Origin of the sequence: Kitasatospora sp. NBC_01302, from assembly GCF_035976515.1 — a bacterium.
In the GTDB taxonomy this organism is placed as follows: domain Bacteria; phylum Actinomycetota; class Actinomycetes; order Streptomycetales; family Streptomycetaceae; genus Kitasatospora.
In genome coordinates this window covers 8,214,541-8,235,217 of record NZ_CP108404.1, presented here as the reverse complement: position 1 = coordinate 8,235,217, position 20,677 = coordinate 8,214,541, and the positions used below count along the sequence as shown (strand labels likewise).

General features: G+C 74.0%; 12 protein-coding genes and 1 pseudogene. 10 read left to right on the top strand and 3 right to left on the bottom strand.

The window, feature by feature from the left end:
- Positions 1-77: 77 nt before the first annotated feature.
- The 10 genes and pseudogenes from OG294_RS35885 to OG294_RS35840 all read left to right on the top strand — a co-directional run.
- Positions 78-671 carry a Dps family protein gene (locus OG294_RS35885; protein WP_327070743.1) on the top strand — a complete coding sequence of 198 codons (594 nt, stop codon included), beginning with the start codon at positions 78-80 and terminating at the stop codon, positions 669-671.
- 49 nt (positions 672-720) lie between these two features.
- Positions 721-2,043: a cytochrome ubiquinol oxidase subunit I gene (locus OG294_RS35880; protein ID WP_327070742.1), complete on the top strand. Its 1,323-nt coding sequence runs from the start codon at positions 721-723 to the stop codon at positions 2,041-2,043.
- Positions 2,036-3,328 (top strand): cytochrome d ubiquinol oxidase subunit II, encoded by a 1,293-nt coding sequence (locus OG294_RS35875; RefSeq protein ID WP_327070741.1) that lies wholly within the window; start codon positions 2,036-2,038, stop codon positions 3,326-3,328. Before OG294_RS35880 ends, OG294_RS35875 begins: the two co-directional genes overlap by 8 nt.
- Positions 3,325-5,091, top strand: a complete 1,767-nt coding sequence (locus OG294_RS35870; RefSeq protein WP_327070740.1) for an ATP-binding cassette domain-containing protein — start codon at positions 3,325-3,327, stop codon at positions 5,089-5,091. The genes OG294_RS35875 and OG294_RS35870 overlap by 4 nt, the downstream gene beginning before the upstream one ends.
- Positions 5,088-6,740 (top strand): ATP-binding cassette domain-containing protein, encoded by a 1,653-nt coding sequence (locus OG294_RS35865; RefSeq protein WP_327070739.1) that lies wholly within the window; start codon positions 5,088-5,090, stop codon positions 6,738-6,740. The genes OG294_RS35870 and OG294_RS35865 overlap by 4 nt, the downstream gene beginning before the upstream one ends.
- Before the next feature lie 47 nt (positions 6,741-6,787).
- Positions 6,788-8,254, top strand: a complete 1,467-nt coding sequence (locus OG294_RS35860; protein ID WP_327070738.1) for a dihydrolipoyl dehydrogenase family protein — start codon at positions 6,788-6,790, stop codon at positions 8,252-8,254.
- A gap of 93 nt (positions 8,255-8,347) precedes the next feature.
- Positions 8,348-10,570, top strand: coding sequence for a helix-turn-helix transcriptional regulator (locus OG294_RS35855; protein ID WP_327070737.1), 2,223 nt, complete (start codon positions 8,348-8,350; stop codon positions 10,568-10,570).
- Positions 10,571-10,637: 67 nt separating this feature from the next.
- Positions 10,638-13,445, top strand: a complete 2,808-nt coding sequence (locus OG294_RS35850) for an AfsR/SARP family transcriptional regulator (RefSeq protein WP_327070736.1) — start codon at positions 10,638-10,640, stop codon at positions 13,443-13,445.
- A 122-nt stretch (positions 13,446-13,567) separates the two neighbouring features.
- On the top strand, positions 13,568-16,288 hold the full coding sequence (locus tag OG294_RS35845) for a BREX system ATP-binding domain-containing protein (protein WP_327070735.1): 2,721 nt from the start codon (positions 13,568-13,570) through the stop codon (positions 16,286-16,288).
- A gap of 162 nt (positions 16,289-16,450) precedes the next feature.
- A pseudogene (locus OG294_RS35840) lies at positions 16,451-17,416 on the top strand (helix-turn-helix domain-containing protein); the annotation flags it as partial.
- A gap of 83 nt (positions 17,417-17,499) precedes the next feature.
- On the opposite strand, the gene OG294_RS35835 reads toward OG294_RS35840, so the two are convergent.
- The 3 genes from OG294_RS35835 to OG294_RS35825 all read right to left on the bottom strand — a co-directional run bounded on the left by OG294_RS35835 (position 17,500) and on the right by OG294_RS35825 (position 20,626).
- Entirely contained in the window at positions 17,500-18,150 is a 651-nt protein-coding gene (locus OG294_RS35835; protein WP_327070734.1) for a flavin reductase family protein, read from the bottom strand.
- Between the two features lie 173 nt (positions 18,151-18,323).
- Positions 18,324-19,262 (bottom strand): peptidase, encoded by a 939-nt coding sequence (locus OG294_RS35830; RefSeq protein WP_327070733.1) that lies wholly within the window; start codon positions 19,260-19,262, stop codon positions 18,324-18,326.
- 2 nt (positions 19,263-19,264) lie between these two features.
- Positions 19,265-20,626 carry a VWA domain-containing protein gene (locus OG294_RS35825; protein WP_442789283.1) on the bottom strand — a complete coding sequence of 454 codons (1,362 nt, stop codon included), beginning with the start codon at positions 20,624-20,626 and terminating at the stop codon, positions 19,265-19,267.
- Positions 20,627-20,677: the final 51 nt, after the last annotated feature.

The following is a 20,677-nucleotide window of genomic DNA, read 5'->3' as shown; positions in this document are numbered from 1 at the left end:
CTCGGGAACAAACCCGTACTCCGCGCGCCCATAGCTTGGGTCGAGCCAGTGGACCGCGAAGACCCCAGGGAGTACCCATGAGCCGTTCCGACCACGCCGACCACCCCAGCGTCAGCGCCAGCAGCCAGCCACTGCTGCATCAACACGGAAAGGAGATACAGGAGTTCGGAACCGTCAACCAGGTTCCCCTCGGCCTCTCCCACGATGCGCGGCTCTACTCCTGCCAGCGCCTCAACCAGGTCCTCGCGGACACCCGGATCCTCTACACGCTCTACAAGAAGCACCACTGGCTGATGCGCGGGGCGACCTTCTACCAGCTGCACCTCATGCTGGACAAGCACGCGGACGAGCTCCTGGCGCTGGTCGACGTCCTCGCCGAGCGGGTCCAGGCCCTTGGCGGAGTCGCCGTCGGCGACCCGCGGCACGTCGCGGAGATCACCTCGATCCCGCGTCCGCCGGACGGCGTCGAGGAGGTGCCGGCGATGCTGTCGCGCCTCCTGTCCGCGCACGAGGCGATCCTCATCGCCGCCCGCGACGCCGCGTCCCGGGCGGCGGCCCTCGGCGACGACGGCACCAACGACCTGCTGGTCTCCCAGGTCGTGCGGACCGGCGAGGCGCAGGTGTGGTTCCTGGCCGAGCACCTGGTGGACACCCCGCTGGTGCGGCTGTGACCCACCTGCGCCACCCGCACCCCGTCCGCCGGCACTGACAGGAGTCGCCATGGCATCGCCCGCGACGGTGGAGCTGTCCCGCTGGCAGTTCGCCATCACCGCCGTCTTCCACATGACCTTTCCCGCCCTGACCGTCGGGCTGTCGATCCTGCTCGCCGTCGTGTACACGGCCTACCTGCGCACCCGCAATCCGCTCTACCTGCAGATGTTCCGCTTCTGGCGGAAGATCTTCGCGGTCGGGTTCGGCCTCGGCGTGGTCGCCGGAACGGTGATGACCTTCGAGTTCGGCCTGAACTGGGGCAGTTACGCGCACGCGGTGGGCCCCATCCTCGGTGTCACCATCGGCATGGAGGTGATCACCGCCTTCTTCCTGGAGGCCGGCTTCATCGGCATCATGCTCTACGGCGAGGGACGGGTGCGGCCCCGCACCATGGCCTTCGCCTCGTGGATGGTCGCCTTCGGCACCCTGCTCTCCACCACCTGGATCCTCTCCGCCAACAGCTGGATGCAGGACCCGGCCGGCTACACCGAGGTCGCGGGCCAGTTCCAGGCCCGCGACTGGTGGCAGGTGCTGTTCAACCCGGCGTTCTCCTACCGGTTCCCGCACATGCTGCTGGCGGTGCTGATCAGCGCCGCCTGGTTCGTCGGCGCCATCGCCGCCTGGTACCTGGTCAGGCAGCGCTCGCTCCCGTTCGCCCGCCGCACGCTCTCCCTCGCACTCGGGGTCCTGGCCGTCCTGATGCCCGTTCAGCTGTACGCGGGTGACGAGACGGCGGGGTTCATGGGGCAGCACCAGCCCGCCAAGCTGGAGGCGTTCGAGGGCAACTGGAAGACGGACAACAACGGCTACAACCTGGTCGTCGTCCCCGATCCCGGCAAGGGCAAGGACAACCTGCGCATCGAGATCCCGCACCTGGGCGCGGTGATCGGCAAGGACCTGACCGGCCAGGCGCACGTGCCCGGCCTGCTCCGAACCCCGCCGGACCAGCGTCCGAACATGTGGAGCGCCTTCTACGGTTTCCGGGCGATGTACTTCACCGCGCTCACGATGTTCGCGATGGCCTTCGCCGGACTGGTCCTTCGCCTGCGCGGGCGGCTGTTCACCGCCCGGCGCTTCCACCGGCTGATGGTGTGGATGGCCCCCGCCGGCCTGGTCGCGATCACCGGGGGCTGGATCACCGCGGAGACCGGACGCCAGCCCTGGGTGGTCTACGGCCGGATCCGCACCTCCGACGCCGTCTCCCACCTGTCCACGGCCGAGGCCGCACTGAGCCTGGCCGGCTTCGTCACGGTCTACGCCGTGCTGGTGGCGGTCTGGGTCCGCTACATCGTCCGAACCGTCAAGGCAGGGCCGGAGGCCATCCATGGCTGACTACGCTTCCTACACGCTGATCCTGTTCGCACTCGGCGCGTACCTCGTGCTGGACGGCTACGACCTCGGGATCGGGATCCTCGGCCTCTTCGACCGCAGCGACCAGCGGCGCAAGGAGTACACCGAGCTGGTCGCGACGGCCTGGGACGCCAACGAGAGCTGGATCATCCTCGCCGGGGTGACCCTCTGGGCGGCGCTGCCCGGCGTCTACGCCACCGTGCTCCCCGGGGTCTACCTCCCGCTGGTCGTGATGCTGCTGGCCTTCGTGCTGCGCGGGCTGGGACTGGAGATGCAGAGCTCCGCACCGGACTACCGACCCGGTTGGGGGCGGCTGTTCGGCGTCTCCTCGCTGGTGGTGACGCTCTGCCAGGGCCTGGTGGTCGGCACCGTCCTCAGCGGCCTGCCGCAGCACGGGGGCGTCTTCGACGGCAGCGCGCTGCGCTGGCTCACTCCCTACAGCGTGCTGTGCGCGCTCGGGGTGACCGCGCTCTACCTGCTGGCCGGCGCCGCCTGGCTGCAGGCCAAGACGCGGGGCGACGCACGCCGTCGGGCCGCGCGGCTCGGGCGCCCGCTGCTCGCCGTGACGGTCGTGGCCGCCCTGGTGCTGGGCCTGGGCCTGGAGGTGGCCGACCCGCAGCACTTCCGCTTCGACCAGCCGCTGCGCGCCGTCCTGTTCGGCCTCGCGGTGACCGTCGCCGCCGTCTGCGGCGTGGTCTCCTGGTACGGCTTCGGCCGAACGCCCGACGCCCGCCCGTTCGTCGCCGTGGTCTGCGCCCAGGTGGCCGGACTGCTGGCGCTGGTGACGGCGACCGCCCCGGTCGTCGTGCCGCCCGGCTTGAGCGTGCACGCGGCCGCCAGCCCCTTCGGGTCGCAGGTGTTCCTGCTGATCGGCGTCGGCTGCTGCATGCCCGTCGTGCTCGCCTACAACGTCTACGCCTGGTGGGTGTTCCGCGGGAAGTACCGGCCACCGACACCGACCGCACTTGCGCTCCCCGCCGAACCGGAGCGGCCGGCGGAGAACGTCGCCGACACCGGCACCGATCCGACAGGCGCTGATGTCGCCCCGGACGGAGTCGTCGGGACCGTGGTCCGTCGGATCGGTTCCACCGTGCTCGGCCTCGGGGTGGGCGCGGTCGCGCAGGACGTGTTCGGCGGTCATGGCGAATGGATCGCCCCCCTCGCGCTCATCCTCTTCGCCGCCGTCGCGCTCACCGCCTGGCTGGTCGGTGACCGGCGGGCCGCCGCCGCCGGCGAGTTCGACCTCGACCAGGCGGCGCAGCGGTGAGCGACACCGCAGCCCTGCTGGCGCGCCTGGCCGACGACGACGCACAGCAGGACCAGAAGCTGGCGCTGGAACGCCTGCACGCATGGGCGCACGCGCAGGCGCCCGCCTTCCGGCGGGCCGGAACGCTGCGCGGACTGGCAGCCGTCGGCAGTGTCGGGTGGGCGGCCGGGCTCGGCTGGACCGCCCGGCTGGCGCTGCACGGCCAGCGGGCGACGGTCACCCCGGTGTCGGTGCTGCCGGCGGCCTGCCTGGTCGCGGCCGGGCTCGTGCTGCGGGCCTGGCTGCTCGCGGCCGGCGACCGGGCCGCGGACGAGGGGGCCGCCGCGGTCCGGGAGACACTGCGCGCCCGGCTGCTGGAGGCCGCCCTGCCCGCCTGGCGGCGGGCGGCCCCCGCGGATGAGCCGGCGGTGGCCGACACCGCCTTCGTCCAGGCGCTCGACGAGGAGGTGGACCGCCTCACCGACTGGCTGACCGGCTATGTCCCGGCGCGCCGGGCCATGCTGATCGCGAGCGGCGTCGTGCTGGCGGCGATCGCGGCGGGAAACTGGCTGGTGGCCCTGCTGCTGGTGCTGGCGACTCCGCTGCTGCCGGCCAATCTCAAGGTCATCGGCATGGGCACCCGCACCGCCGTCCAGGCACAGCTGACCGCCGCCCGGACCCTCAGCGCCCGGCTGCTGGACCAGTTGCGCGGACTGCCGACACTGGTCGGCCTGGGCGCGGACGAGCGCGCCGCCCTCGCCGTGGAGCGGGACGACCGTGAACTGGCCCACCGCACCCAGGCGGTGCTGCGCGTGGCGTTCCTCTCCACCGCCTGGGTGGAACTGCTGGTCACCGGAACCCTTGCCGTGGTCGCCACCTACTGCGGACTGGTCCTGCTCGACTACCTGCACCTGCCCGGCGTCCCCTCGTCGATGGGCCTGGGCACAGCGCTCTTCGTCCTGGTCCTCACGCCCGCCTACTTCGCGCCGGTGCGGGAACTGGCGCGCGGCTACCACGCCCGTGCCGAGGCGTCGGCCGCCGCCGAGCTCGTCAACGGCCTGCTGTCCGTGACCCCAGCAGGGCGGACGACGCCAAGACCCGCCGACGCTCCGCGCAGCGTGCACCTGTGCGCGGTCGGCGTCGCCTTCCCCGATCGCGACCGGCCCGCCCTCCACGACGTCACCCTGACCGTGCGCCCGGGGCAGGTGCTCGCCCTCACCGGCGCCAGCGGAGCGGGGAAGTCCACCTTGCTGGCGGTCGCCGCCGGGCTGCTCGCACCCGACTCCGGATCGAGCACGCACGAGAGCGGCGGTGCGCGGCAGCCCGCCGACCCCCGGGCGGTGTCCTGGATCGGCCAGCCCTGCCACCTCCTGCCGGGCACCGTGCGGGAGAACCTGCTGCTGGCCCGCCCGGACGCGGACGACCCGGCGCTCGACGCGGCCTTCGCGACGCTCGGCTTCGCGGGCCTGCGGGCGGCGCTGCCGCACGGCCTGGACACCGTCATCGGCGAACGCGGCAGTGGGCTCTCCTCGGGCCAGATCCAGCAACTGGTCTTCGTCCGCGCCCTGTTGCGGGACGCACCCGTGCTCTGCCTGGACGAGCCGACCGCCCACCTGGACCCCGACGCTGAGGAACGCGTCATGGCCGCCGTGCGCACCCTGGCCCGGGACAGGACCGTCCTGCTCGCCACCCACAGTCCCGAACTCCTCAAGATCGCTGACGCCGTGGTCGACATCGACCGGGGCCGTGTCCTCGGAGCGACGTCATGCGGGGTGGCTTCATGAGGGCCCTCACCCTGCTGTGGACCTCGGCCGACCGCCGCGCCCGGCGCGACCTGCTGCTCGGCGCACTGCTCGCCGTCGGCGCCGAGGTGGCCGCCGCCGGCCTGCTCGGTGTGTCCGGCTGGTTCCTCACCTCCTGTGCCCTGGTCACGCTTCGCGCGAACACCACCTGGTCCTGGATGTACCCCTCGGGGACCGTACGGGTCTTGGCCCTCGGCCGCACCGGCCTGCGCTACACCGAACGGCTCACCAGCCACCGTGCCCTGCTCGGCGCGACCGTCGCGCTCAGGGCCCGGATGGTGCGCACCGCCGGCGCGCTCCCGCCACGGCAGTTGCGGGAGCGGCGCGACGGCGCGCTGCTGGCCGAGCTCACCGACGACGTCGCCGCCGTGGGCGCGGCACCCGCCCGGACCGCCGCGCCGCTGACCGGTGTCGGGGCGACCGCCGTGGTCGTGGTGGCGCTGATCTGCGTGGCGAACCCGACGGCCGGGGCCGTGGAGGCACTGCTGCTCGCGCTGGCCCTGGCCGTCGCCGTGCGCATGAACGCCCGGGCCGGCAGCCACCGCGCCGAGGCCACCGCCGAGCGGGCCGCCGCCCGGTCCACCCTGCTCAGCGCCCGGTCCGCGCTCCCCGAACTGCGCTGTCTGGACGCCGTGGAGCACGCCCGCGACCAGGTCGCCCAGCGGGTGGAGCGGGCCCGGCGAGCTGACGCCGCGTCACTGGCGGCCCTGCGCAACAGCCGTCTCCTGCTGCGTCTGCTCGCCGTGCTCGGACAGGTCGCGGTCCTGCTGCTCGCCCTCTCCAGCCGCTCGACGATGCAGCCGGTCGCCGACGCCATCGGCGAGGCGCTGCTGGTCGCCGCCGGCTACGAACTGGTCGAGACCCTGCCGCAGCTGCTGCGCGACCGCGGCTCGGCCGCACATGCCGCCGTACGGCTGACCGACGTGCTCGCCCGCGCCCGCGCCCTTCCTTCCGGGCCGGCCCTCCTCTCCCCCACCGACCCGCCACTGGTCGTGCGCGATCTCCCGGCGGGCCTCGGAGCTGCCCGGACCCGCTGGTCGAGCACCCTCACCGCCGGCAGCGCCACCCTGGTCACCGGGCCGAACGGAAGCGGCAAGAGCACCCTGCTCAACATCCTCGCGGGACGGATCGACAGCCGGCCGCCCGGTGTCGTCCTCCTCGGTGGCTCCGCGCTGCCCACACTCTCCGCGGCGTCGGTGGCCACCATGGCCACCCTCGTCGAGGCCGAGGACTGGCTCGCGGACAGCACCATCGCCGACAACCTGCGCCAAGCCGCCCCCGACGCCGACGACGAGGCGCTGCACGCCGCGCTCACCGCCGCGGCGCTGGCCGACCTCGACCTCGACACACCCACCGGCCCCTTGGGCGGCAAGCTCTCGCAGGGACAGCGGCGCCGCCTCTCCATCGCCCGCGCCGTACTGCGCGACCCCGCCCTGCTCCTCCTCGACGAGCCCACCGCCGGGCTCGACCGGCCCACAGCCGTGCGGCTGCTGGGCGAGATCCGGGCGGCGCTGCCCCGCTGCGCGCTCGTCATCGCGCTGCCGGACCAGCACCACGACCTGGTGCCCTTCCCCGTGGAGAACACGCTGCACCTGGGCCGTCCGGTCGTCCGCGCTGCCACGTCCGTCTGACCGCCTCCCCCGCACCCAGTGATCCGCCGACACGGAACAGAGGAACCATGCAGAACCCAACGGGCCCGGCGCACGGGCCGAACCTGCCGGCAGCGGCCGAGTACGACGTCATCGTGATCGGTGCCGGTCCCACCGGTGAGAACGTCGCCGACCGCGTGGTCAAGGCCGGTCTGAGCGCAGTGGTCGTCGAGAGCGAGCGGGTGGGCGGTGAGTGCTCGTACTTCGCCTGCATTCCGAGCAAGGCCCTGCTGCGCCCGGCCGCGGCGCTGGCGGAGGCTCGCGCGGTGGCCGGTGCGCGCGAGGCGGTGACCGGACTGCTGGACGTCCCGGCCGTCCTGGCCCGGCGGGAGGCGTTCGTCTCCGACCTGCGCGACGACGGCCAGGTGGCCTGGTTGAAGTCGGCCGGCATCGACCTGGTGCGTGGCTGGGGTCGGCTGGTGGGAGAGCGGCGAGTGGAGGTGGACGGCGACGACGGAGCCACGGTGCTGGCGGCCCGTCACGCCGTGGTGCTGTGCACCGGGTCGAGCGCTGTCATGCCGACCGTGCCGGGCCTGGCCGGCATCGGAGCCTGGACCAGCCGGGAGGCGACCACGGCGGGCGCCGCTCCGGACCGGCTCACGGTCCTCGGGGGCGGCGTGGTGGGGTGCGAAATGGCCGCCGCTTGGAGCGCGTTGGGTTCCCAGGTGACCATGCTGGTGCGCAGCGAGGGGCTGCTGCCCTCCTGGGAGCCGTTCGCCGCAGCGCAGGTCGCCGACGGGCTGCGCCGCGACGGCGTCGGGATACGCACCGGGGTCGAGGTCGAGCGCGTGGTACGGGAGAACTCGACCGGCGTGGTCATGGCCTACCTGGCCGACGGCTCCACGGTGGAGTCCGCGGAGCTCCTCGTCGCGACCGGCCGCAGTCCGCGCACCGCCGGGCTCGGCCTGGAGACGGCCGGTCTGGAGCCCGGCGGCCGGCTGCCCGTGGACGACAGCTGCCGGGTCACCACGGTCCCCGACGGCTGGCTCTACGCGGCCGGCGACGTCAACCAGCGCTCGCCGCTGACCCATATGGGCAAGTACCAGGCACGGACCTGCGCGGCCGCGATCGTCGCCCGCGCCGACGGCCACCCGGCGCGACCCGTCCCCTGGGCCCCCTGGTCGGCAACCGCCGACCACCACGCCGTACCGCAGGTGATCTTCACCCGTCCGGAGGCCGCTGCCGTCGGCCTGACCGAGGAGCAGGCCCGCCGGGCCGGCCTCCCGGTCCGGGCGGTGGAGTACCCGATCGGCGACGTCGCCGGAGCCTCGCTCTTCGCCGACGGCTACCAGGGGCACGCCAAACTGGTCGTGGACGAGCAGCGCTCCGTCGTGGTCGGCTGCACCCTGGTCGGCCCGGGGGTCGGCGAACTGATCCACGCGGCGACCGTCGCCGTCGTGGGCGAAGTCCCGCTGGAGCGCCTGTGGCACGCCGTCCCGGCGTTCCCCACCATGAGTGAGATCTGGCTCCGCCTGCTGGAGCAGTACTGGCTCTGACGCCCCCGGGTCAGGTGCTGCCGGCGACGGTCACTCAGAAGTCACCGAGGGCCTCCTAGACTCCCCTTTTCGGGGAAGAACTAGGAGGTCACCGTGGGTGCAGCCGTCGGCCAGGACAGCGTGTCGGACGCCATCACCGCGGTCCTGGCAGTGGAGTCGAGCCCGCCGCCCATCGGCGACGCGCAAGCCGACACCCTGCTGCACGACGCGGGCGTCCGCAGCGCCGACCTGCGCCTGCGGATCATCCGCGACGCGGCCGGCAGTCCGCTCGCCCTGCGGGAACTCGCGATCTCCTGGCGCACAGCAGAGTTCCCCGGCAGCGATCTGCTGCTCCGCTGCCCACCGCTGACGGAACGCCTGGTCCGCTCGGTCGCGCCGGGTCTGGAGCACCTGCCGGCGGACACCGGCACTGTCGTGCTGCTCGCCGCGGTGCACCTGGGCGAGTGCGTCGGCGACGTTCTCGCGTCGGCGGCCCTCCTGACCGGCCGCCAGGTCACCGTGGACGCCTTGGAGCCGGCCCTCACCCACGGCCTGCTCACACTCGACCAGGGACGGATCCGCTTCCGCTCCGTCCTGGTACGCGCCGCCGTCCAGCAGTACGCGAGCGAGCCCGAGCTGCTCGCCGCGCATGCCGCACTCGCGCGCGCCATCGAGGATCCGTACCGCTCGATCTGGCACGCCGCGCAGGGAGCGGTCCACCGGGACGAGCAGGTGGCCGACCGGCTGGAGTCCTCGGCCAGCGAGGCGGAGCGCCGCCGCGACCCCGTCGAGGCGCTGCGCCGGTGGGAGAGTGCGGCCCACCTGACGCCGGCCGCCGGCGAGCGGGCCCGCCGCCTGGTGCGGGCCGGCCGCGGGGCGTTCGAGCTCGGCCGTCCCGATCTCGCCGAGCACCTCCTCGACCAGGCCGAACAGCTGGGCCTCGACGAGGAGCAGCAGGCCCTCAGCGCCATCGCATGGTGCCGGTTCACCGCCCGGCCCGAGCGCGGCTCCCCGTCCGTCACCGAGCGCTGCCTGCTGTCCTCGCGCCTGGCCCGGGCCGGCCGTCGCTCGGCCGCGCTGGACATCCTGGTGGGCGCGGCCGAGGCGGCGACCTGGACCGACCCCGACCCGCAGGCCCGCGCGGCGCTGGCCGACTGCCTCACCGAACTGGCCGACGCGCGCAGCGATCCGCGCTGGGTGCTCGTCCAGGCGACGGTGTCGCCGCAGGCGGCGCAACCGGTGATCGCCCGCACGGACGCCACCGAGGCCGAGGAGCTCTGGCTGCTCGGCACCGCCGCTCTGGCCGTCGGCGAACCGGGCCGAGCGGGCGACCTGCTGGCACGCGCCGCCCGACTGCTACGGTCCGACGGCCGGGTCGGCCTGCTCGCCCAGGTACAGGCCCTGCACGCGCAGGCCGGGGTGCTCGTCGGGGACTGGGACCTCGCCCAGGCGGCGAACGAGGAGGCGCTCGGCCTGGCGGACGCCGGCGGCCAGGAGTTGTGGTCCATCCGGGCCCGGGCCACCCGCGCGCTGCTCCGCGCGTTCCGCGGCGACCTGGCCGGCTCGGCCGCGGACATCGCCTCGGTGGAGCGGAACGCCGCCGGCCGTCGAAGCGGCCCGGTGCATGCCGCGCTGCGCCTGGCCCGCAGCGTGGCACTGTTCTGCTCGGACGACCCGAGCGCCGCCTACCAGACCCTGCGCCCGCTCTTCGCGCCCGGCGCGCTGCCCCACCACCGCGGGGCCCAGGTCCGCACCCTCACCCTCCTGGCCGAAACGGCGCTGCGCGCCGGCGAGGTCGAGGACGCGAGGCAGCTGATCGCGGGATTCGGCGACGGCGACTGGCTCCCACTGCTGACCGCCGTCAACCTCGCCCACGCCAGGGCGCTGCTGGCGGACGGCCCCGACGCCGAGCAGCACTTCGCCCAGGCCCTGGCCCTCACTCCGCGGCAGTGGCCGTGGCCGCGCGCCCGGACAGAGCTGGCGTACGGCATGTGGCTGCGCCGCGACCGCCGCCCGGGCCTGGCGCGGGTGCCGCTGCGGGAGGCGCTGCACACCTTCGAGCTGCTCGGGGCCACGGCCTGGGCGGAGATCACCAACCGGGAGCTGCGGGCTGCGGGGGTCGACCGGGGCACCGCGAGCGGTCACCTGGTCGAGCAGCTGTCGGCCCAGGAACTGACGATCGCCCGGCTGGCCGCCACCGGGCTGACCAACCGTGAGATCGGCGAACGGCTGGTGCTCTCGCCACGCACCGTCGGCTGGCACCTCCACCGCGTGTTCCCCAAGCTCGAGGTCACCTCCCGGGCGCAGCTCGCCTCACTGATGGCGACCGCGGCCTGACGGGCCGCGAGCCGGCCGACGCCGGCGCCTTTGGCCCCGGGCGGACCCGCCGGATAGCCTACGTCCGATGGATGGGCAGGTACGGCTTCAGATCTTCGGGGGGCTTCGACTCTGGCGGGACGGCACGGAGGTGACCGTGGGCCCGCCGCACCGGCACACGGTGCTGGCGGCCCTCGTGGTGGCCCGGGGCGGCACCCTCAGCACGTCCGCGCTGGTCGACGCCGTGTGGGGGGAACACCCGCCGTCCACCGCCGTGAACCAGCTGCACCGCCACATCGGCAACCTGCGCCGGCTCCTGGAGCCTGCCCTGGCCCCGCGCACAGCGGGAAGCCGGCTGCTGGCCGCTCCCTCCGGCTACCGGCTCGACACCTCGGCCGCCGAAAGCGAGGCCGCGTTCTTCGACGACCTCCTGGCGCGCGGCCGGGCCGGCGGGCCGCAGGCGCCCGCCTGTTGGCGCGAGCTCGCGGAGTTGGTCCGGCGGCCGCTGCTGGCCGGGTTGGATCCGGCGGCGTTGACGCGACCCCCTTTCGCGGCCATGGAGCGGGCCCGGATCGCCGCCGCGGCGGAGGCGATGGCCGCGGCCACCGAGGCGGGTGACGCCGCGTCGGTGCTGGCCGCCGTCCGCGAGGTCGCGGCGGACGCCCCCTGGGACGAGCCCCTGCACGCGGCGCTGGTCCGGGGACTGGTCGCGGCGGGGCGCCGGGCCGAGGCGCTCACCCTCTTCGAGGAGATCCGCGTCCGACTGGCCGAGGAACTGGGCGTCGACCCCTCCGAGGTGCTCCGGGCCGCGTACGAGCGGGCGCTGCGCGAGCCGGCCTTGTCCGCGCCCCGCACCGGGCCCGCCGGTCCGCCACCCCCTGCGCCGGGCCATGGACCCGACACCCTGCCGCTACCGGTCGCCGGCTTCACCGAACGCCCCGAACTGACCGACGCGTTGGAGCAGGCCATGGCCGACGTCGGCCCCGGCACGACGGTGGTGCTCACGGCCCTGGCCGGGATGGGCGGTGTGGGCAAGACCGCGCTGGCCGTGCACTGGGCGCGCCGGGTGGCCCGGCAGTTCCCGGACGGGCGCCTCTACCTGAACCTGCGCGGCTTCGATCCGGGCGCTCGGCCCGTGGATCCCGGCGAAGCGCTGGCGATGCTGCTGGTCGCGCTCGGAGAACCCGCCGAGGAGTCGGCGGAGGATCTCCCCCTGCGGGCCGCCCGGTTCCGCGCCGCGGTGGCCGGGCGGCGACTGCTGCTGGTGCTGGACAACGCCCGCGACGCGGAGCAGGTCCGGTGGCTTCTTCCGGGCGCCCCCGGCTGCCTGGTGCTGGTGACCAGCCGCAACCGGCTGAGCTCGCTGGTGGTGCGCGAAGGCGCCCGGGTGGTCTCCGTGGACCGGCTGGCACCGGCTCAGGCCCGCGAGCTGCTGGCCAACCGCCTCGGCCCGCAGCGGCTGGCGGCCGAACCCGCGGCGGTGGAATCCGTCCTGGCGACCTGCGGCGGTCTGCCCCTGGCGCTGTCGATAGCCGCGGCCCGACTGGCCATCAGCCCGGGGCTGACGCTGGCCGACGTGGCCGGCGACCTCGCGGGCCGGCAGCTGGCCGCGCTGGAACTGGGCGACCCGGACACCGACCTGCGGTCGGTCTTCGCCTGGTCCTACCGGGCGCTGAGCCCCTCGTCGGCCCGGCTCTTCCGGCTGCTCGCCGTCCATCCGGGCCCGGAGATCTCGCTCGCCTCCGCCGCGAGCGTGGCGGGCCTTCCGGTGGCCCGGACACGCACGTTGGCCCAGGAGCTCTGCGAGGCCAACATGCTGAGCGAGCACGCCCGCGACTGCTACACCCTGCACGACCTGCTGCGCGCCTACGCCGCCGGGCTGCCCGCCGAGCCCGACGACGACCGCCCCTCGGCGCTGGGACGGCTGCTCGACCACTTCGGACACTGCGCGGTCGCCGCAGGCAGCGCGATCTCCACTCGCCCTGAGCTCAGGGAGCTTCAGGCCGCACTGCCGGGCGCCGTGGTGCTCGAGTTCGCGGACCGGCCGACCGGCATGGCCTGGTACGCGGCCGAGTACCGCACCATCCTGACGCTGCTCCGCTCGGTCCACGACGAGGGTCAGCTGCGCCGGATCTGGAGCCTGGCGTACGCCAGCTACCTCTACACCTACCAGCAGGGCTGGTCGCAGGACGAGATCGAGATCCTGCGGATCGCTCTCGGCGCACCCGCCACCGTGAGCCCGGTCCGCGAGGTCCTCGAGGGGCGGCTCGGCCTGGCCCGCGCCTACGCCCAGACCGGCCGCTTCGCCCAGGCCGACGAGCTGCTGATCCCGCTCCTGGCCGAGGTACCCGCCCTTCCGGCGACACCGCGGGCCACCGTCCTGCGCAGCGCCGGCTGGGTGCGGGGCCGTCAGGGACGCCACCGGGAAGCCCTGGAGTATGCCCAGCAGGCGCTGGCCGTCTACCGGGTCCTGGGCAGCGACAACCACATCGCCCGGGAACTCAACGCCGTCGGCTGGTACCACGCGCTGCTCGGCGAGTACGAGCAGGCCATCCAGAGCTGCGAGCAGGCCCTGCCACTCCTCCAGGCGACCGCCAACCACCGCGCCGAGGCCGCCACCTGGGACAGCATCGGCTACGCGCACCACCACCTCGGCCACTTCCCGCGGGCCGTCGAATGCTTCGAGCACGCACTCGACGGCTACCGCGAGGCGAGCGACCAGGTGAACGAGGCCGAAGTACTCGACCATCTCGCCGACACCCGGCTCGCCCTCGGCGACCCGGCCGGCGCCCGAGCCGCCTGGCAGCGCGCCGCGGACCTGCTGACCGGCCTCGGCCACCCCGAAGCCACCACCCTGCGGGCCAAGGCGGCGGCGCACGGTCCCGGCGGACGCTAACCTACGTGGTGCCCGGTGACGGGCGATTGCTGGGCGAACGAGCTCCGACGAGCACCGTGTGACAGCGTCCGGAGAGCGGGTGCGGACCGCTTCCGGGAAGGTGGCTGACCCGGAGGACGAGGATGCAGCGCGAGACGCAGGGGTCGGCCCTGCTCGGGCGGCAGCGGGAGACAGATCTGCTGGAGGCGGCCATCGAGCGGGCCGCCGACGGCGGGGGCGGCTCGGCCGTCCTGTTGCGCGGCGAGGCCGGCATCGGCAAGAGCGCTCTGCTGGAGTGGGCCGGGCACCGGGCGCGCGAGCACGGCTTCGCCGTGCTGCGGGCGGTCGGCGCCGAAGCGGAGACGGAGTTCGCCTTCGGCGCCCTGCACCAGGCCCTCTGGCCGCTGCTGCAACGTTCCACAGCCCTGACCTCCCACCAGCGGGACGCGCTGGAGAGCGCTTTCGGCGGCCGCGCCGGAACCCCGCCGAGCGGATTCGCCGTCGGGGCCGCCTCGCTCGCGCTGCTCGCCGAGGCCGCGCGCACCAGCCCGCTGCTGCTCGTCCTGGACGATCTGCACTGGATCGACTCGTCGAGCGCAACCGTGTTCGCCTTCCTCCGACGGCGCTGCGCGGAGCTGCCGCTGGTGATCATCGGCGCGAGTCGTCCGGAGGGTGCGGCGGCAGAGGCGTGGCCGACGGAGCCTGTCGAGCTACAGGCACTGTCCCGCCCGGACGCGGCGGCACTGTTGCTGCACCGCTTCCCGGAGCTGGCCACCACGGCAGCGGAGCGGCTCCTCGACGAGGCGGCGGGCAACCCGCTGGCACTCGTGGAACTGCCGCGCCAGCTGCCCGGTGAGCAGCAGCGGGGCATCGTCCCGCTGCCCGATCGGCTTCCGCTGGGGCGGCGGTTGGAGCGGATGTTCGCCGAACGACTGGAATCACTGACTCCCGCCGCCAGTCGCCTCCTCCTTCTGGCGGCGCTCGCCACGGGCACCGACGGCGGCAGCGGGGCATGGCTGTGCGAAGCGGTCGGCGATGGGGCGGAGGAGGCCCTGGACAGGATCGAGGCCGACGGCCTCGCCCGGCTGGACCCGGCCGGACGGCTGGTCTTCCGGCACCCGCTGGTTCGCACAGCCGTGATCTCGTGCGCGTCGGAGTCCGCGCGGCGTGAGGCCCACCGCGTGCTGGCCGGGTTCCTCGCACCGGACGACGCCCGTCGCCTGGTCCATGAGGCATCGGCTGCGCTGCTGCTGGACGAGGCGCTCGCGGGCCGCTTGCAGGAGGCCGGCAGCCGGCTCGCCCGGCGTGGCGGCGACGCGGAAGGAGCGCTCCTGCTCGACCGGGCCGCCGCGCTCAGCGCCGACCCCGCCGAGCGGGCCCGCAGGCTCACCTGGGCCGCCGTGATGGCGGCCCGCGGCGGCCAACTGCGCCACACCGCGGCCTTGGTGGAGGAGCTGAAGAGCTCCCCGGTGCCGCCGGACATCACCCCGCTGTTCGCGTACGCGGTGGTGTACGTCGACCAGAGCCACCGGATCGGCTTCGAGTCCTCGGCCACGCTGCTGCCGGCGGCCCTCGACGCCCTGACAGCGCCCGGCGCCCCGTCCTTCGGCGGACTGGCCGAGCAGGTCTACTTCAAACTCCTGCTCGCCGCCACCTACACCGACGACCCCCGTGCGTGGGCGGCCCTGGAGCGGCACCGGGAGCGCACGTCCGACGCCGGTCGGCTCTGCTACCGGGCCTGGACCGATCCGGCCGCCGGCCTGGCCGAGGAGCTGCGCGCCGTGGTCGACGGGATGAACGAGGAGCAGGAGGCGGGAGCTGCCTGGCTCCTGCTGTGGACCACCTCGGCGATCGACAGTGCCGACGACGACCTGTGGCGACGCTTCACCGGGCTGCACGGCTATGCCACCCAGGGCTCGGTGGCGAAGGCCAAGTGCCATCAGGACTTCCTCCGCGGCCGCTGGGACCTGGCATCCGTCTGCCTGCGGGAGGCCGAGACCGCGGAGGACCTCGGCTACCACTGCAACGCGCTGGTCTTCCGCCACTACTACGCCCACTTCCTGGCCGGCCGCGGCGACGAGGCGCGGTTCCGCGAGATAGAGCGGCTCATCAGGCCGGTGGCCGCGCAGGCCCGGATGCGGTTCGTGCTGGAGCGGCTGACCCATCTGCGGGGCCTGATCGCCCTGGCCCACGGGCACCACGAGCAGGCATACGCGCACTTCGCCGACATCACACCACCCGGCCGTCCGCCCAAGGGCCTTCCCTGGCTCCACACCCTGGTCTTCGACCTGGCCGAGGCCGCCGTGCACACGGGTCGGTGCCGGGAGGCTCGGGCGCACGTCGCCGCCGTACGGGCCGAAGGGTCCGCGGAGATATCCGGCCGCCACGCCTTCCTGCTGGCCGCGGCCGCCGCCCTGACCGCGGACGAGGACGAGGCCGATGCCGCCTACCGCGCGGCGTACGCCGTGCCGGGCGCCGAGCGGTGGGTCTTCGAACTCGCGCGCCTGCGGCTGGCCCACGGCTCGTGGCTCCGCCGCCGGCATCGCGCCGAAGCCCGGGACCTCCTGCGTGCGGCGCACCACGCCTTCCGCGGGCTCCAGGCCGACCCCTGGGCGCAGCGCGCCGAGGAGGAACTGCGGGCCGCGGGAAACCCGGTGGCCCCGGCACCGCGCAGTTCGCCCGCGGAGCTGACCGCCCAGGAGCTGCGCATCGCCAGGCTCGCCGCCACCGGCCTGAGCAACAAGGAGATCGGCCAAGCCCTCCGCCTGTCGCCGCGCACCGTCGCGGCGCACCTCTACAAGATCTTCCCCAAGCTCGGCATCACCTCGCGGGCTGCTGTCGCCCATGCCCTCGACGCCTGCTGAAACCGAAGGCGGCCGGCGATTCCTGTCCTGCCCGTGCACTGCGTCCGGTCCGACAGCGCACACCGCCCTCATCCTGCCGACCGACAGTCAGATGACTTAGAGCGCCGGACGACCCGCAGACCAGGCTGACTCCGCAGGGGTACAGCCGAGAGGGGCAGTCAGGTGAGCTTGCTGGTAACGACCGATGCGGTCCCGGATGCGGAAAAGGCGGGGTTCTGGGGAGCGGCGGTGTCGCGGACGCTGGTACCGGTGGAGGTGGTGCCGCTGGCCGACCGGCCGTTCGAGGGCCGCCTGGTGTCGCACCGGCTGGGATACCTGCGGGTGTCCACGCTGGAAGCGGACGCGACCCGGGTGAGCCGCAGCGCCTCGTTGATCGCACGGTCCCCGCAGGCCGAGGCGCAGGTCGGGGTGGCGGTACAGGTGTCCGGCCGCGCCGTACTGGCGCAGGAAGGGCGCCGGGCACCGGTACCGGCGGGCAGTCTCGTGCTGTACGACACCACTCGGCCGTACGCCTTCGACTACCCGGAGCGCTTCAGCACCCACCTGCTCCAAGTACCGCGCAGGCTGCTGGGGGTGGCGGAGCAGGACATCCGGCAGGTGGCGGGGACGGCCGTCACCTCCGCCGAGGGGCTCGGAGCCGTCCTGCTGCCCTTCCTCGACACCCTCGCCGCCTGCGCGCACTCCTACCCGGCCTCCGTCGGCGATCGGCTGGCCGGCAGCGTCACCGACCTGCTCGGCACGCTCGTCGCCCAGCTCACCGGGGCGGCCACCGACCCGCACACCCGGGACGGCCATCTCGTCCAACGGGTACAGGAGCACATCGACCACCACCTGGGCGACCCGGAACTCTCACCGGAGACCATCGCCGGCGCCCATCACATCTCGGTGCGCTACCTGCACCGCCTCTTCGAAGGCGAGAGCACCACGGTGAGCCGGCTCATCCAGCAACGCCGCTTGGAGGCCTGCGCCCGCGACCTGGCCCGGCGCAGCCGCACCGCACCGACGGTGTCAGCGGTCGCCCAGCGCTGGGGGTTCGTCAACCCGGCCCACTTCAGCCGCGCCTTCCGCGCCGCCTACGGGGTGCCCCCGCGGGCGTGGCGCGCGCTCCGAACAGCCGAAGGAGCTGACGACCCGCCGGCCCGATGGTCCAGGCCTCCACCCATCCAGGTCAACTCACCCGTCCGCCTGATCCGACCGTGCCAGCAGGATCCCTACACCCGGATGTGTCCAGCACGCTCCCCCAGCTGGTGCGGCATCTGCCAGCCCTCCGCCAGGCGCGAGGGGCGCAGGTTCGCTCCGCCGCCGAAGAACTCGCAGAACTTCATGATGAGCGGGTCCCAGCCCACCGGATCCACGTACTGCGTGCCCGGGATCACCAACTCCTCCTCGACGTGGGCGCGCAGGACCTCCACCTGGAACGCGGAGACGTTGGGCCCGACCTCGCCGAAGGGGTGCACGGCCACGACGCGGCACTCCAGTTGGATCGGGCACTGCGCCACCCGTGGCGCCCGTACCAGCTCGGCCGCCTGCTCGGTCAGGCCTGCCAGTGCGAACTTGTCGCGCACGTGGCGGTAGCCCTGCTGCACCCGGTACTCCTCCACCACCGGGTTCCCCGTGGTGAGCGCGATCCGGTCGACCGCGTCGACCATCGAAGCGGACGGCAGGTTGAGCACGCACTCGCGCTCGCGCAGCAGATTCGCCACCGTCTGGCTCCCGTTGCCCATCCCGATCATGCCGGACTGCCCCAGCCAGAACGCGGACGAGATCGGCGCGAGGTTCGCCGACCCGTCCTCGTTGCGGGTACCGACCAGCACCACGGGAGTCCCGAAGTACAGCACCTTCAGTCCTGGGACCACATGCATGTCTCTTGCCTTCCACCGGAGATGATCCAACGACCCCACTCTCCGCGAACCGCCACCCCCGGCGCTGGCGGCAATCGGACACCGCGTTCCCCGCTCTGGGCCGCTCTGGGGCACGAAAGACCCCGGGCCCGGTGCGCCGTGGCGCGCCGGGCCCGGGGTGGGGGTGGGGCGGGTCAGGAGAGGTCGCCGTGGGGGTGGGGCGGGCGCGGGGGCCAGGGGCGGCGGCCGCGGGGGTGGCGGGTGAGGGTGTAGCCGCCGACGCCGGCCAGGGAGGCGAGGGCGGCGCCGCCCAGGGTCCAGAACCAGCGGGTGTTCCAGCCGGAGAAGAGGCCGGAGTACCAGTGGCTCTTCGGCGCGGTCGGTGCCGCGACCAGGGCGCCGCCGGGCGTGGCGGCGGCGGTGGCCGCCGGGGTCGGGCTCGGGGCGTTCGTGGCGCCCGGGGCGGCGGTCGCACCGGGGTTGACCGGGGGCACCAGCGGTGCCTTCAGGTCGCCGCCCTCCGGCTGGGCGTCGTCCGCCCCGCCTTCCGAGCCGACCTGGAGGTTCACCTGGGCGGCCAGCCCGAGGTCCGGCTGCTGCACGTCGGAGACGGAGAGCCGGACGTAGTAGGTGCCGGGCAGCGGGTCACCGGACCAGGGCTCGGCCCAGGAGCGGATCTGCCGCAGCGTGCAACTCATCGAGACCGAGCCGGTGTTCTGGTCAGCGGTGCCGTTCTGCGGTCCGGCGGTGCAGGCCTGGCGACGGCGCAGGCCGTCGAAGAGGTCCACCGTCCAGGTCTGCGAGCCGTGCCGCTGGGCGGACGGCGGCAGGGTGACGTCGACCTTGACGGTGTCGGTCTGGCCGGCCGAGGCGGCGAACGCCCAGTACAGGTAGTCGCCGGTGGAGGCGGTGACCTGGGCCGACTGGCCCGCGGCCAGCGTGGTGGCGGTCAGGAAGGAGGTGCCGGAGCTGGTCACCGCCGCCGCACCGCCCGCCGAGGAGGACGGCTGCGCCGAGGGCGAGGCCGCCCGGGCCGCGGGCGCGCCGAGTGCCAGGGCGGCGACAGCGGCCACCGCGGTACCCCGCGCAACGACCCGAGCAGCGGACAGGGTGGTCAAGTAGGTGCCACGCATCGTCAGTTCTCCCGCCAGACAGAGATCCGCCACCGGGCGATCCAGCCCCAGAGCAGGCCGGTGACCAGCCCCGCCCCGGTGAGCACCAGCAGCATGATCCAGCCGCGGCCCAGGCCCAGTGCCGGGCCGGCCGGCGCGGGCGAGGCCTTCACGACGTCCACCGTCAGCTCCAGCGGCAGACCGGGGTCGGTCTGCACGCCGGGCTGCGCGGCGAAGGAGTTGCTCACGGTCAGGCAGACGATCTGACCGGCGCTCGCGTCGGCCGTGCTCCCCGTGCTCCCCGTGGAGCCGCCGGTCGGCGTGGCGGTGGCGCTGGGCGAGTCACCGGCGGACCAGCGCACCCCGGTGGAGGCGACGTCGGTGCGCCCGCTGCCCGCGTCCGAACCGCGCACGAGTTCCTGGCCGGAGGCGTCGCTGGCCTGCAGCAGTACGCCGTAGTCGCGGGCCACCGCGCGGTCGGGGGTGACGCTCACCGAGGCGCGCAGCTCCTGGCCGGGCTTGACCGAGACGCGGTAGTAGCGGTGCTCGGAGAACTTCTCCCGGTCGGCGTAGACGCCGGGGGTGAGCAGCGGGGCGCCGGCGCAGCTGTCGGAGCCCGAGACGTTGGCGGGTGTCGCCCGGTAACTGGTGTCCGACTTCTGGACCAGTTGCTGGACCCGCTGGGTGAGCTGCTGCTGGGTGCGCACGTCGGTGTAGGTGCCGCCGGTGGCGTTGGCGATGCAGAGCAACTGCTGGCGGACCTGGTCGTCGTGGGCCAGGCCCAGCGTGTCCACCACCAGGTGGGTGCCCTGGGCGGCCAGCTGGCGGGCCACGTCGCACGGGTCCGGCGGGGCGCAGTCGTCCTCGCCGTCGGTGATCAGCACCACGCGGCGGGTGGCCTGCCCGGTGCCCAGGTCCTGTGCCGCGCCCTGCAGGGCCAGGCCGATCGGGGTCCAGCCGGTGGGGCGCAGGGTGGCGACGGCGGTCTTGGCCTCGACCTTGTCGGTCCTGCCGACCGGGTAGAGGACCTTGGTGTCCTTGCAGCCGTCCGTCTTGTCGCTCACCGGGTAGGTCGCGCCCAGCGTCCGGATGCCGAACTCGGCCTCGGGCGGCAGCGCGTCGATCACCTCGTCGATGGACTGCTGGGCCACCGAGATCCGGCTCCGGCCCTCGATGTCGGCGGTCCCCATGGAGCCGCTGACGTCGAGGATGAGGTCGACCTTGGGCGCTTCGGTGGTGGTCGGCGCACTGGCGGTGGGCGTCGGGGCGTCGGCCTGGGCGGGCAGGCCGCCGCCCAGGACCGAGAAGGCCACCGTCAGCAGGGCTGCCGACAGGGCGGCCGGACGGGCCGGCCATCGTCGTTTGGTGATCGTCACAGGGCGCATCTTATGGATCATCAGTTTTTAATACGAATCGCCCCCGGTGTCCCGAGATCC

Excerpts from the sequence above, each read along its gene's own strand:
- OG294_RS35830 (WP_327070733.1), bottom strand. The coding sequence starts at position 19,262 with ATGCGTGGCACCTACTTGACCACCCTGTCCGCTGCTCGGGTCGTTGCG.
- OG294_RS35865 (WP_327070739.1), top strand. The coding sequence starts at position 5,088 with ATGAGGGCCCTCACCCTGCTGTGGACCTCGGCCGACCGCCGCGCCCGG.
- OG294_RS35885 (WP_327070743.1), top strand. The coding sequence starts at position 78 with ATGAGCCGTTCCGACCACGCCGACCACCCCAGCGTCAGCGCCAGCAGC.
- OG294_RS35875 (WP_327070741.1), top strand. The coding sequence starts at position 2,036 with ATGGCTGACTACGCTTCCTACACGCTGATCCTGTTCGCACTCGGCGCG.
- OG294_RS35880 (WP_327070742.1), top strand. The coding sequence starts at position 721 with ATGGCATCGCCCGCGACGGTGGAGCTGTCCCGCTGGCAGTTCGCCATC.
- OG294_RS35825 (WP_442789283.1), bottom strand. The coding sequence starts at position 20,626 with ATGCGCCCTGTGACGATCACCAAACGACGATGGCCGGCCCGTCCGGCC.
- OG294_RS35860 (WP_327070738.1), top strand. The coding sequence starts at position 6,788 with ATGCAGAACCCAACGGGCCCGGCGCACGGGCCGAACCTGCCGGCAGCG.
- OG294_RS35835 (WP_327070734.1), bottom strand. The coding sequence starts at position 18,150 with ATGCATGTGGTCCCAGGACTGAAGGTGCTGTACTTCGGGACTCCCGTG.
- OG294_RS35845 (WP_327070735.1), top strand. The coding sequence starts at position 13,568 with ATGCAGCGCGAGACGCAGGGGTCGGCCCTGCTCGGGCGGCAGCGGGAG.
- OG294_RS35850 (WP_327070736.1), top strand. The coding sequence starts at position 10,638 with ATGGATGGGCAGGTACGGCTTCAGATCTTCGGGGGGCTTCGACTCTGG.